The sequence below is a fragment of the Echinimonas agarilytica genome, from assembly GCF_023703465.1.
In the GTDB taxonomy this organism is placed as follows: Bacteria; Pseudomonadota; Gammaproteobacteria; order Enterobacterales; family Neiellaceae; genus Echinimonas; species Echinimonas agarilytica.
The window spans coordinates 584,638-596,433 of the sequence record NZ_JAMQGP010000003.1 but is presented as its reverse complement, the minus strand read 5'-3'; the positions used below and the strand labels follow the sequence as shown (position 1 = coordinate 596,433).

Sequence of the window (11,796 nt, the reverse complement as noted above, 5' to 3'; positions counted from 1 at the left end):
TTGAGCGAGAGGTTTTTGTGAGTCAGCAAACGATAGAAAAAGCATTTAAAGAACGAATTCTCATCATGGATGGTGGTATGGGCACCATGATCCAAGATTATAAGCTCGAAGAAGAACAGTATCGTGGCGAACGCTACGCTCAATGGAGCTGTGACTTAAAAGGTAACAATGACCTTTTAGTGTTAACTCAACCACAAATCATTAGCGATATACATGCCGCTTATTTTGAAGCTGGGGCAGATATTGTCGAAACCAACACGTTCAACAGCACCAGTATTGCCATGGCCGATTACGACATGGAAGATCTGTGCGTTGAGTTGAATTATGAAGCGGCTAAATTAGCGCGCTCCGTTGCAGACGAATTTACCGCCAAAGAACCGCATAAACCGCGTTATGTTGCAGGTGTTTTAGGCCCAACCAACAGAACCTGCTCCATTAGCCCAGACGTGAATGATCCGGGGTTTAGAAACGTGAGCTTTGATGAACTTGTTGAAGCCTATATTGAAGCCACCGTGGCTCTCATCAACGGTGGTTCTGATTTAATTCTGATCGAAACCGTGTTCGATACCCTAAACGCGAAAGCGTCTATCGTTGCTGTAGAAAAGTCTTTCGATCAAGTGGGTAAACGCCTGCCAATTATGATTTCTGGCACAATTACCGACGCATCAGGCCGCACGTTATCAGGCCAAACAACTGAAGCATTCTACAACTCAATGCGCCATGCCAAGCCAATCACCATGGGCTTAAACTGTGCATTGGGTCCGGCAGAATTACGTCAATATGTAGAAGAACTATCACGCGTATCCGAAGGGTATGTATCCGCTCACCCAAATGCAGGCTTGCCGAATGCATTTGGTGAATACGATCTTGGCCCAGAAGAAATGGCCGAGCACATTGAAGAATGGGCACGAGCGGGCTTTTTGAATTTGGTAGGCGGCTGTTGCGGTACAACTCCTGAGCACATTCGCCAATTTGCCCAACGCTTAGATGGTATTGAGCCACGTCAACTTCCTGAGCCTAAAATTGCATGTCGCTTGTCAGGTCTCGAACCCTTCAACATTCACGCAGAAGACTTGTTCGTAAACGTTGGTGAGCGAACTAACGTGACCGGTTCTGCTCGTTTTAAACGCCTTATTGTTGACGAAAACTACGACGAAGCGCTGGACGTTGCTCGTCACCAAGTTGAAAACGGCGCTCAAATTATCGATATCAATATGGACGAAGGCATGCTCGATGCCGAAAAAGCCATGGTTAGGTTTCTTAATTTGATTGCATCGGAACCCGATATTTCGCGCGTTCCTATTATGATCGACTCATCAAAATGGGAAGTCCTTGAAGCCGGTTTAAAATGCATTCAAGGCAAAGGTATCGTCAACTCCATTTCGATGAAAGAAGGCGAAGAAAACTTCATTGAACAAGCCAAGACCATCAAGCGCTATGGTGCCGCTGTGATTGTGATGGCGTTTGATGAGAAAGGACAAGCAGACACGCGCGAACGCAAATATGAGATTTGTAAGCGCTCCTATGAAGTGCTGACTCAAAAAGCAGGTTTTCCGCCTGAAGATATCATTTTCGATCCGAATATTTTTGCTGTAGCAACGGGTATTGACGAGCATAACAATTATGCCGTTGACTTTATTGAAGCGGTCAAAGACATCAAAGAAAATTTACCACACGCCATGATATCTGGTGGCGTGTCGAACGTTTCGTTCTCATTCCGTGGTAATAACCCTGTTCGCGAAGCCATTCACGCTGTATTTTTGTACTATGCCATCCAAAACGGCATGGATATGGGGATTGTAAACGCCGCTCAATTGGCAATTTACGCTGATATTCCAGACGAATTAAAAGATGCCGTTGAAGATGTCATCCTCAATAAAAATGATGATGCGACAGAAGCATTGTTAGCCATTGCCGATAAGTATCGAGACAGCGGTGCTGAAGAAGAAGACCCACAAGAAGCCGAGTGGCGCAGCTGGGACGTCAACAAACGTCTAGAGCATGCCTTGGTCAAAGGTATTACCGACTTTATTGAAGATGATACCGAAGCCGCGCGCCAAGCTGCAGAAAAGCCACTACATGTCATTGAAGGCCCACTCATGGATGGCATGAATGTGGTGGGTGATCTGTTTGGCGATGGTAAGATGTTCTTGCCACAAGTGGTCAAATCAGCTCGTGTGATGAAGCGAGCAGTTGCTTATCTACAGCCCTACATTGAGCTTGAGAAAGAAGTGGGGAGCACCAACGGTAAAGTGCTCATGGCGACGGTAAAAGGCGATGTTCACGATATTGGAAAGAATATTGTGGGCGTGGTTTTGCAGTGTAACAACTACGAGATCATCGACCTTGGTGTGATGGTTTCATCGGAAAAAATACTGCAAGTCGCGCGCGATGAGAATGTTGACATTATCGGTTTGTCGGGGCTAATTACCCCATCGCTTGATGAAATGGTGCATGTTGCCAAAGAGATGAAGCGTCAAGGCTTTACGATTCCATTGCTGATTGGTGGAGCTACCACATCTAAAGCCCATACCGCAGTTAAAATAGAACAGAAATATGACCAACCCGTGGTATACGTTCCAAACGCATCAAGAGCCGTGGGCGTAGCCAGTGCACTGCTGTCTGATGAACTCCGCCCTGCGTTTGTTGAACGCCTCAACTTGGATTACGAGCGTGCCCGCGATCAGCATGCCCGCAAAGTGCCAAGAGGCCAAGCCATTGATCTGGTTGAAATGCGCGCTAACGGTTACAAAATTGATTGGCAAGCATACACTCCCCCTGTGCCCAAACAGTTGGGGGTACAAGTCATCGAAGATATGTCACTGGACGTATTGGAAAACTACATCGATTGGACGCCATTCTTTATGACGTGGCAGCTCAAAGGTTCTTACCCTCGTATTTTTGACAATGAAACCGTCGGTAATGAAGCTCGTAAATTGTTTGCCGAAGCCAAGCAAATGCTTGAAAAGTTCAAACAAGAAGGCTCGATCAAGGCGCGTGGAGTGTTTGGCATATTTCCTGCCAATAGGCGTGATGACGACACAATCGTGTATACCGATGAAAGTCGAACAGAGGTGCTCACAACGCTGCATCACTTACGCCAGCAAACGCGTAAGCCCAAGGGTAAGTTTAACCACTCGCTAGCCGACTACATTGCTCCTGAAGGTACGCCAGATTACATCGGCGCATTTGCGGTGACAGGCGGTATTGGCGAAGACGATTTAGCCGATGCCTATAAAGATGATGGTGATGATTACAACTCAATCATGGTCAAAGCCGTGTGCGACCGGTTAGCCGAAGCCTTTGCCGAATATTTGCACGAGCAAGTGAGAAAGGTTCACTGGGGATTTTCTCCTGACGAAGCGCTGACTAATGACGACTTGATCCGAGAAAAATACCAAGGTATTCGCCCTGCTCCGGGTTATGCTGCGTGCCCTGAGCACACCGAGAAAAGTCAAATTTGGTCACTGCTCAATGCCGAACAAAACACCGGCATGAAGTTAACTTCCAGCTATGCTATGTGGCCCGGCGCAGCCGTTTCTGGCTTTTACTTTAGCCACCCAGAATGTCGCTATTTTGCAGTCGCAGGGATTCAGCGCGACCAAGTAGAAGACTATGCTCAACGCAAAGAGTGGGATATGGAAACCGCAGAGCGCTGGCTCGCGCCAAACTTAGCTTACGATCCAGATAGTTGATTTAAGATAAAGATTCAGTGAAAGCAAGTCGAGCCGGACTTGCTTTCACTGTCTTTTAAATTAACCTTTTGGAATCAGTTCTTGTGGGATGTCGGCTTTTTTGTCATCCGCTCCCGCACTAAAATTACTCACGTGATAACTATTGGCTTTTGACCAATCCACTTCAACACGCCCATCGCCCATCACAATGTTTCCTAACTTGTGTCTAAACCAGTTTGCAAGCGCTGCATAGTCTTCTCTGTAGGCAACATTGTCACGTTCACCCGGATCCTTTTCCAAGTCATACAACGTCATCTCAACGTCTTCAACTGGCGCACTTAACGGCCAATGTAAGTCTTTGCCTAACTGAGATTCATTCACCCAATTATTAAAGGGGCGGGTTCTCATCGAAAAACGAAAACGATCCGTATGAAGGTAGGCTCTAGGGCCTGAAATCACGTTAATTTCACCCAGAACATATTCTCGCTTTGCTCTTTTCTGGTGATACACATCAACCAGATCATAACCATCTAAATAGTCAAATTTATCTTGCTCGAGATCAAGCCCTGCCGCAGAAAGGACCGTGGGCGCGAAATCAACAAATTCAACTAAATCACGATATACAGCATCTGCTGGCACCAAAGATTTATTCGATGAAACCACGATGGCCGCGTTCGATACCGATTGTGCCCAAGGGCCAAATTTGGCATTAATACCCTGCTCTCCCAAATGCCAGCCGTGATCGCCAATGGTAAAAATAATCAAATATTCCTGACCGTTCGCCTTGCTGTACTCTTTGAAGGATTCAACAGCTTGGCCAATTAAATTATCGCCATGCGCGCAAAAAGCATAATAGTCTTGAATGGCTTTCTGCTTTTCTTCATATGTCATCGGGTAGACATCACCCGCTTTTTGAATTTCCTTGAGTTGTGCTGGGAGCTTTGCCGTATCGCCGCGATCATAAGCCGGCAGTTTGTAAGTTTTTTTCTTAAAACGGTCTCGAATTGTTTTAGGGGGCAGCACCGGTGTATGAGGTAAGTGAAAGCCTAACTGCATATATTGAGGCTTGTTGGTATCAGCCCCTTGAGCCTCTTTACCCCAACTGGTTTTAAATGGCTTATCTGCATTTTGAAGAAAGTTTTGAAACTCACGCACTATGTACGCATCAACGGTTTTCTCAGCGGGTTGTGGATTTTCACCGGCCAATATCAGCCCTGTATTGGTTCGTGTATACGCCCTTAGAAGGTCAAACTCTTCGTTCACTTCAGCCATCGCTGACTTGTCATCGGCAGTGAGTTGCGCATTGTGGCGCTGAATGAAGTAACTCTTTTTATCGCCATTTGGGTAAACGACATTTTCGGTATAGCCCTGCATCACAGGCGTGCCATTTACATCACCGTAAAGTGCTTTTCCAAATAAGTCTCCCTTATCATTTTTCTGTAAATCATGTTTGAAGTGGACTTTGTAATCAAAAAGATTGGCATCGTGGAAGCCCTGTCCTGGGCCCCATTTGAAAATGTAGGAGTCTTCCTTGCCAAATACCGACGTTTGATACCCTGCATCTCGAATAGTTTGAGACACCGTTGGCTTAACAACGTCAGGATTTTGGTGGGTTAACTCAAAAGCATAATGCCCATTGCGGAATGGATAACGCCCCGACAGCATGGAACCCCGTGAAGGGCCACATACCGGAGAGTTACTAAACGCATTGACGAAAAAGGTACCTTCCTGAGCAAGCTTGTCAATATTGGGAGACTCAACGTATCCAAGCGGACTATGTTCCGTGCCGTACATAATTTGATTATAAGCACTGACAGAATCTGGGCGCTGGTCATCCGTAATAATCCATAAAATGTTTGGCGATTTGTTCTCGGATGATTGGGCAACTAATGCTTGTTCATCCTGCAGAGCAATCTGTTGACAGCCCACGAAAGACAGCGATGAAGCGAGAATACCGGCGTATATTGAAAGACAGTGCGATTTCATAATGAATGAGCCCATACTTTTTAAATTAGAATCTTGACAGGTTAACGGTATCATCAAATATAACAACCCCTTATAGTCAACAATAAACAATCTTCAGTGAGGCGGTATTATCTGTGTATTTGAGATCTAAATCACGCGTTCAACCAGTTTAAATATATATAAACATCATCTAGTTATTGACGAATAAGTGTGGGTGGCCTCAGCCTATAGAACTCGGTCTCAACCAACACCATAATGAATTATTTCAGCTATCGAGTTTTGGGTCGTACTATTCACAAAACCTGCGGCCAATTGCTCACCTGCCATGCTTAAGCAAGCCAAGCAATTCTGTGCCGAATAACTTGTCTATACAGATAAGGCATGTCACTCTTACACGTTCTGATACTCCGGCTCTAAAGCCTAAATTAAGCGTACAATACTCACACGTCATGCCAGCACCTAAATACCTAACAATCAAACAATACCTGTTCAATGAAATTGCATCTGGACGCTGGACTGAACACCACAAAGTGCCCTCTGAAAATCAGCTAGCAACCCAATTTTCGGTCAGCCGTATGACGGCTCGACGTGCGCTACAAGAGCTCACTGAGGAAGGGGCATTGGTCCGCACCAAAGGATTAGGAAGCTTTGTGGCAAGCTTTAAGAACCAAAGCTCCCTGCTAAAAGTTAAGAACATTGTGGATGAGATCGAACTACGCGGCATGAAACACTCCTGCGAACTTGTCACGCTAGAAAAGCGCTCATCAAACCCTGAGGTATCTGTCGCTTTAAGTTTACCGCTTGAAAGCCCAGTGTTCTTTGCCGCACTGATTCACTACCAAGACCGGCAACCTATTCAACTCGAAGCGCGCTATGTGAACGCACGCCTTGTCCCAAATTTTATCGAGCAAGACTTTACAAAAATAACGCCGCATGAATACCTTGCGAAAACACTACCACTTACCGAAGCTGAACATGTGGTAGAAGCCGTGCTGGCGGATCGACAAGTGCTTCATTATTTAAAGCTGAATCCGCCACAAGCGTGCTTGCAGCTCACGCGGCGCAGTTGGAGTTCGTTGGGTGTGGTTAGCTTTACGCAATTAACTCACCCCGGTCAGCATTACCGAATGGGCAGTCAGGCAAGGTTTGGCGACTGACACCTCTATCATTCTTTAAGTGCGCTACAAGAGCGCGCATATTTAGGAACATTCATGTCAAAATTTTTCTTTAAGGGTCGCATCGATGCGCGTCAAAATTACGAACGCTACGGGTACGAGCCCAAACGAAATGTAAAGCTTGGAACTGAAGAAAACCCAATTAAGGTCACGGTTAAAACTGAAGCTCGCCAACAAGAAATACAAGTGATTGTTGCGGAGCATAAACTCGTTGCGAGCATTTCAATTGACTCAGAAAAAGATGAGGATTTAATCGAACTCAACGCAGTATTAAACAAACCAAAAACCACGGTATTTGAAAAGACACCTCAACGAAACGATCCTTGCTCATGTGGTAGCGGCAAAAAATATAAGAAGTGTTGTGGCTAAATTGAATTGTAATACTTGCATGGTTTACTGCTTGTAATTAGTTTTCTAAATAGATTCGATATGCATCGTTGGTTCATCTCTTCGTCAGGTTTTGCACTTGTCATTCTGGGCATTGTTCTTATTCCAATGCCACTGCCCATCGGAATTTTTGTCGTGACATTTGGGCTATGTTTACTCATTCATTCGAATGACTGGATACGCCAAAAGGTCCGTACGTTTCGTGAACATCATCCCGATCTCAATCAGAAGTTTCGGCGCGCGAGCGCCGTCATGCCAAAACCGCTGAGGCGAATCATAAGTCGCACCAAACCTGCGTCTAAACAAAAAAGGCATAACTAAGTTATGCCTTTTTTGAATCTACGGTCTGATGACTAAAAGACTATTCTGACAACCTCATTTCAATCTCAGACTGCATGACCATCTCAGCAGTTGGCCCTAGATCTTTAATCAACACCGTATCATGCCCATAAATATCTTCATGGAACATGATTTGGTTGCGGTCATCAACCACCACAGTTAAGTAAATAATGGCCACCGGAATCTTGCTGTCTAATGTTTCAATCTTGTTTTGGCCGCCGTCAAATTCAGCTTGAATCGTCTCGGGGTTCCAGCCCTGCTCTTTCAATATCCAATGGGCTAATCCAGGCACATCCTCCACTCGGATACAGCCATGACTGAAATCTCGGCGCTCCTTTGCAAAGAGCTGCTGAGCAGGTGTTCCATGCAAGTAAACATTGTTCACATTAGGAAAAATGAATTTTGCTTCGCCCAGTGCATTTTCAGGCCCCTTGCGCTGACGAAGTTGCAATTTCCCTTCGCGTAGCTTTTGAATATTCGCATCTGTCACGGGTTGAATTTGTGCATTTGCGCTAAAAAATTCCACCATTTCAAAGCTGTGTTTATCAAAGTACCCTGGCTCAGTAATATGCGGTAAGTATTCCCGACGCAAAATCGAGCGTGGAATGTTCCAATATGGATTGAATACCATGTAGCTCATGTCGGCCATAAACAACGGTGTTCGATAACGGCGGTAGGATTTGCCCACAATGACATCTGATTTAAATGCAATGTTCTGAGTGCCTGCGGAATCAGCTTCAAAACCATACATTTCAAATGCTGGTACATTAACAATGATATAGCGTTGATCGGTCACTTTACGCGGCAACCAACGAAGACGTTCCATCGTTGCAATGGTTTGATCTCGGCGTTGATGCCAGCTTGCATTCAGCGCAGCCACAGTGCGTTTGCCGATGATTTTATCGGGCTTTAAGCCATGACGATATTGAATGTACGCAATATTGGAAGCCATTCCGTCATCATAAATACCGTTGAACACCATATCAGCTGGATCGGAGATCAACGCTCGAATTCGATTCGCATAGGCGGTGTAAGTTGATCGAGACATTTCATCATTTGGGTGAATCGACTTACCTACACTCAGAGGCTCGTAATCCGGATCATCATGCTTTTCGCGGAGCACCAACATGGCTTGTTTTAAATCTTCATATAACACGACCGTTGGCTCGTAACGTTCAACAACTAAGGCCATTGAACTTGCGCTTTTAGCGGTATTGAGAAGCGCAAAATAGTCAATGGGATTAGCAAGTACAGGAAGCCCCTGATGATGTGCTGTTGGCGACACACGCCCATTTTTCAAGTCCGCCGTATATTGCAGCAGAGACAGCGTTAACAATAACTCAATACGTGCTTGCCAAATGTCGTTATTTCCGGCTTTCGCTAGCATACTATCGAAAGTATTAGCGTAGTAGTCCGCAGGTCTCAACCCTTGAAGATCGGCATCACGAAATAGCTGCATTAATTCATAAGCCGGCGCAGATAGCTCTCCATTTCGGTACCAAATGGGGTCGTAGTTGTTCGACGCATAAAAGTCGACCACGACCGCATAATGTTCGGCAAAATGCTGCAGTGTGTAGGCCTCTTGTGCCGGTGGCTCATCAATGATTGCAAAGATCGAATCATTGATTTGAGCAATAACACTGTTAGTGACAAACATTAACGCCAACAAAACGAAACGGAACATGGCAATCCTTTAAAAAGTAATTAAAACGAAACTTTAGTTAATGATATCGTTTTTGCCACAGATTATTGGCAGGGATTTTGTGTTGCTTGCGTGTAAATTGTCCAATCGCTAAACTGCTCGTAAATAACACAATCGTAATTATTATGAGTCAGCTGCATCTTTTTGACATTCCAAACCCCTGCCTTGGCATATGCCAGACCGGAGATAAGGGGTATTGCATCGGATGTTTCCGCAAACGCGAAGAGCGATTCGGTTGGCAGAATTTGGAAGATGCTCAAAAGCTCTACGTTATGAAGCTCTGTGAACAACGCAAAAAGCGTGCATTGAAAAAAGCGCAAGAACAGCACGATTGATACCTGAATTTAGGGTTTAGCCTCGGCTTCAAACACTTGTAACCATTCAAAAAAATCCTTGGCATTTTTTGCTTCTGAGAACACAAACCCTTGTACACTATCGCATTGATATTGTTTCAATAGTTGCAATTGTTCAGTTGTCTCAACTCCCTCTGCCAATACTTTCATATCCAGACTATGCACCATGCTGATCATGCCTGAAACTAAATTTGCGTCGAGGTCAGATGTGGCTAGATCATCGATAAAACTCTTATCAATTTTAATCGTTTTTGCCGGTAAGTTCTTCAAATAGGAAAACGAAGAATACCCCGTACCAAAATCATCGAGCGATATTTCAAAGCCCCGATCACTCAGCCTAGAGACCGTGGCAATCGCATCATCAATATTTCTGATCAAAGTCCCTTCGGTAATCTCAAAACCTATAAGGTCTGGGGGCAAGTTGTAACTGTCAATAATATCGGCATACATCAGGTCAAATTCAGCTTGGTAGAACTGCACTGCGGACAGGTTTATCGATACTTTGCATTCAAACCCCTGATCTCTCCAATCCGAAATTTGTTGGCAAGCTGTTTTAAGCACCCACTCACTAATTTGATTGATCAAACCATTTTTTTCTGCCAACGGAATGAACTCCGAAGGTGGTGCTTCTGACCAACGAATCAGTGCTTCAACCCCAATTAATCGCTTTGACGAAAGCTCAATTTGTGGCTGATAAAACAACTCAAAGCTTGAATCAGCCACAGCGACTGTCAGCCTCTCAATCAATTGTCGTTCGCGTCTGATTTCTTGGGACAGTTCATCCGAATAAAATTGGTAACCATTGCGACCATTCGCTTTGGCCGCATACATGGCTGTTTCTGAGTTATTAATGAGGTCTGCCTCATTGAATAATGACCGAGAAGAGCTGGCCCCACCCATGCTTACAGACGTTGTGATTTTATTATCTGCAATGTCGAATGGGCTGCAGGTCATTGCTGACATAATCTGAAGAACAAGGGCTTCAACACTGTCTTTGCTGCCGCCTTCAATAAGAAGACCGAATTCGTCTCCCCCCGTTCGACACAGCCACATGCCTTCACTCAATAGTGATGTGATCCGGTGTGCAGACTCAATCAACAAGCCATCGCCTACGCTGTGCCCCATGGTTTCATTAATGATCTTGAAATTATCTAAATCAATATTTACGAGCCAAATTGTTTGGACTGTAGCGCTCGACATTAATTGAGAAATTTGAGATTGCAAATAACGACGATTTGGCAGCTCGGTTAAACTATCGGTCATCGCCATTTGTTCGAGCTTGTCTTGATACTCAAAGCGCTTAGTCAGATCAATACCCACTTCCCACTTGCTCCAGCCCGGCACACGCTCTGACTGTTCGGTGGTATACCAAGCAATTCTTCGGGCTTCTCCATCCTTGCGAATCATTTTAGACAGGTGCATACCGTCGGTATGAGATATGTATTTCAGATGTGGCTCCAATTGCTCTGGCGGATAGGGCACAAACACGGTACTTATATCGTCACCCAAAGCTTTCATTTCTTCGTGACTGAAACCACTAATTCTTTGTGCTTTTGCATTCCACGACACAATGGTACCGTCTGCATTCAAAGCACGCAGCATGACCGGCATGTCGTGCAACACATTGCGAGTCATTTCGATACTTTGAGTCAACCTCTTGGTGAAGTTCACTTGAATAAATATATAAACAAAAAGCCCCCACAAAATGGGCTGTAGAACCTGCAAATAATCGTTTATTGATTCGATTTGATGCGCTGCCGACTCAAGGTTAAACCACTCATAAGCCGACATAGCATTAATGGCAAAGGTTAGACAGATAATACCTGCCATGACATAGCGCTGAGACACACGTAGCGAAGAACGTTGGCGAGAGACGTAGAAATATAGCCCGATAAGGCAAGCTACAGCGGCTATCACGTCGAATATCACGACAGCGTCAGTCACGAGCCCTTTCCCCGTAACACCATAGGGCTAGGAGAACACCATTGAGCGCATAACTCAAATGCTCAACGGTATTAAAAAACGTGTATGCGAACAAGTGTTCGAGATTCGTAGCAAGCCACGCAAGCACTAGCATTGCAAATGCTGATAGCAGAAGCTTGGGCTGGCGTAACTCGTTCAAATGCTCTTTGAAGATACAAAGGAACCAAATGACCCCAAGTGCTATTAGGAAAACGATCACTTCGTTTTGATTCAACATC

Annotated in this window: 9 protein-coding genes; 5 read left to right on the top strand and 4 right to left on the bottom strand. The window is 45.0% G+C overall.

The genetic code is table 11. From position 1 onward, the window contains the following. Nucleotides 1-17: 17 nt before the first annotated feature. On the top strand, nt 18-3,695 hold the full coding sequence (metH, locus tag NAF29_RS09845; protein ID WP_349665569.1) for a methionine synthase: 3,678 nt from the start codon (nt 18-20) through the stop codon (nt 3,693-3,695). 60 nt (nt 3,696-3,755) lie between these two features. On the opposite strand, the gene NAF29_RS09840 is transcribed toward metH, so the two are convergent. Continuing rightward, nucleotides 3,756-5,660: a sulfatase-like hydrolase/transferase gene (locus tag NAF29_RS09840; RefSeq protein ID WP_251261376.1), complete on the bottom strand. Its 1,905-nt coding sequence runs from the start codon at nt 5,658-5,660 to the stop codon at nt 3,756-3,758. Between the two features lie 428 nt (nt 5,661-6,088). Between NAF29_RS09840 and hutC the strand changes: the two genes are divergently transcribed. The 3 genes from hutC to NAF29_RS18490 are packed head-to-tail and all read left to right on the top strand — an operon-like array spanning nt 6,089 to nt 7,522. Next, a complete protein-coding gene (gene hutC / locus NAF29_RS09835; protein ID WP_251261375.1) occupies nt 6,089-6,796 on the top strand; it encodes a histidine utilization transcriptional repressor HutC in 708 nt (235 codons plus the stop codon). 54 nt (nt 6,797-6,850) lie between these two features. After that, on the top strand, nt 6,851-7,183 hold the full coding sequence (locus NAF29_RS09830) for a PBPRA1643 family SWIM/SEC-C metal-binding motif protein (RefSeq protein ID WP_251261374.1): 333 nt from the start codon (nt 6,851-6,853) through the stop codon (nt 7,181-7,183). Nucleotides 7,184-7,243: 60 nt separating this feature from the next. Next, nucleotides 7,244-7,522 carry a PGPGW domain-containing protein gene (locus NAF29_RS18490; protein WP_432763234.1) on the top strand — a complete coding sequence of 93 codons (279 nt, stop codon included), beginning with the start codon at nt 7,244-7,246 and terminating at the stop codon, nt 7,520-7,522. Nucleotides 7,523-7,562: 40 nt separating this feature from the next. On the opposite strand, the gene NAF29_RS09825 is transcribed toward NAF29_RS18490, so the two are convergent. Next, the gene (locus NAF29_RS09825; RefSeq protein WP_251261373.1) at nt 7,563-9,224 is read right to left on the bottom strand and encodes a L,D-transpeptidase family protein; all 1,662 of its coding nucleotides are present in this window, start codon (nt 9,222-9,224) and stop codon (nt 7,563-7,565) included. A 143-nt stretch (nt 9,225-9,367) separates the two neighbouring features. Between NAF29_RS09825 and NAF29_RS09820 the strand changes: the two genes are divergently transcribed. Beyond that, nucleotides 9,368-9,577 (top strand): DUF1289 domain-containing protein, encoded by a 210-nt coding sequence (locus NAF29_RS09820; RefSeq protein WP_251261372.1) that lies wholly within the window; start codon nt 9,368-9,370, stop codon nt 9,575-9,577. A gap of 9 nt (nt 9,578-9,586) precedes the next feature. Here NAF29_RS09820 and NAF29_RS09815 read toward each other — a convergent pair whose 3' ends face one another. Together NAF29_RS09815 and NAF29_RS18505 are read right to left on the bottom strand one after the other, a co-directional pair. Further along, a complete protein-coding gene (locus tag NAF29_RS09815; protein WP_251261371.1) occupies nt 9,587-11,539 on the bottom strand; it encodes a putative bifunctional diguanylate cyclase/phosphodiesterase in 1,953 nt (650 codons plus the stop codon). Continuing rightward, nucleotides 11,532-11,795 carry a DUF8530 family protein gene (locus tag NAF29_RS18505; RefSeq protein ID WP_490393363.1) on the bottom strand — a complete coding sequence of 88 codons (264 nt, stop codon included), beginning with the start codon at nt 11,793-11,795 and terminating at the stop codon, nt 11,532-11,534. Before NAF29_RS18505 ends, NAF29_RS09815 begins: the two co-directional genes overlap by 8 nt. Between the last annotated feature and the right edge of the window lies 1 nt (nt 11,796).

Excerpts from the sequence above, each read along its gene's own strand:
- hutC (WP_251261375.1), top strand. The coding sequence starts at position 6,089 with ATGCCAGCACCTAAATACCTAACAATCAAACAATACCTGTTCAATGAA.
- NAF29_RS09820 (WP_251261372.1), top strand. The coding sequence starts at position 9,368 with ATGAGTCAGCTGCATCTTTTTGACATTCCAAACCCCTGCCTTGGCATA.
- NAF29_RS09840 (WP_251261376.1), bottom strand. The coding sequence starts at position 5,660 with ATGAAATCGCACTGTCTTTCAATATACGCCGGTATTCTCGCTTCATCG.
- NAF29_RS09830 (WP_251261374.1), top strand. The coding sequence starts at position 6,851 with ATGTCAAAATTTTTCTTTAAGGGTCGCATCGATGCGCGTCAAAATTAC.
- NAF29_RS18505 (WP_490393363.1), bottom strand. The coding sequence starts at position 11,795 with ATGTTGAATCAAAACGAAGTGATCGTTTTCCTAATAGCACTTGGGGTC.
- NAF29_RS18490 (WP_432763234.1), top strand. The coding sequence starts at position 7,244 with ATGCATCGTTGGTTCATCTCTTCGTCAGGTTTTGCACTTGTCATTCTG.
- NAF29_RS09825 (WP_251261373.1), bottom strand. The coding sequence starts at position 9,224 with ATGTTCCGTTTCGTTTTGTTGGCGTTAATGTTTGTCACTAACAGTGTT.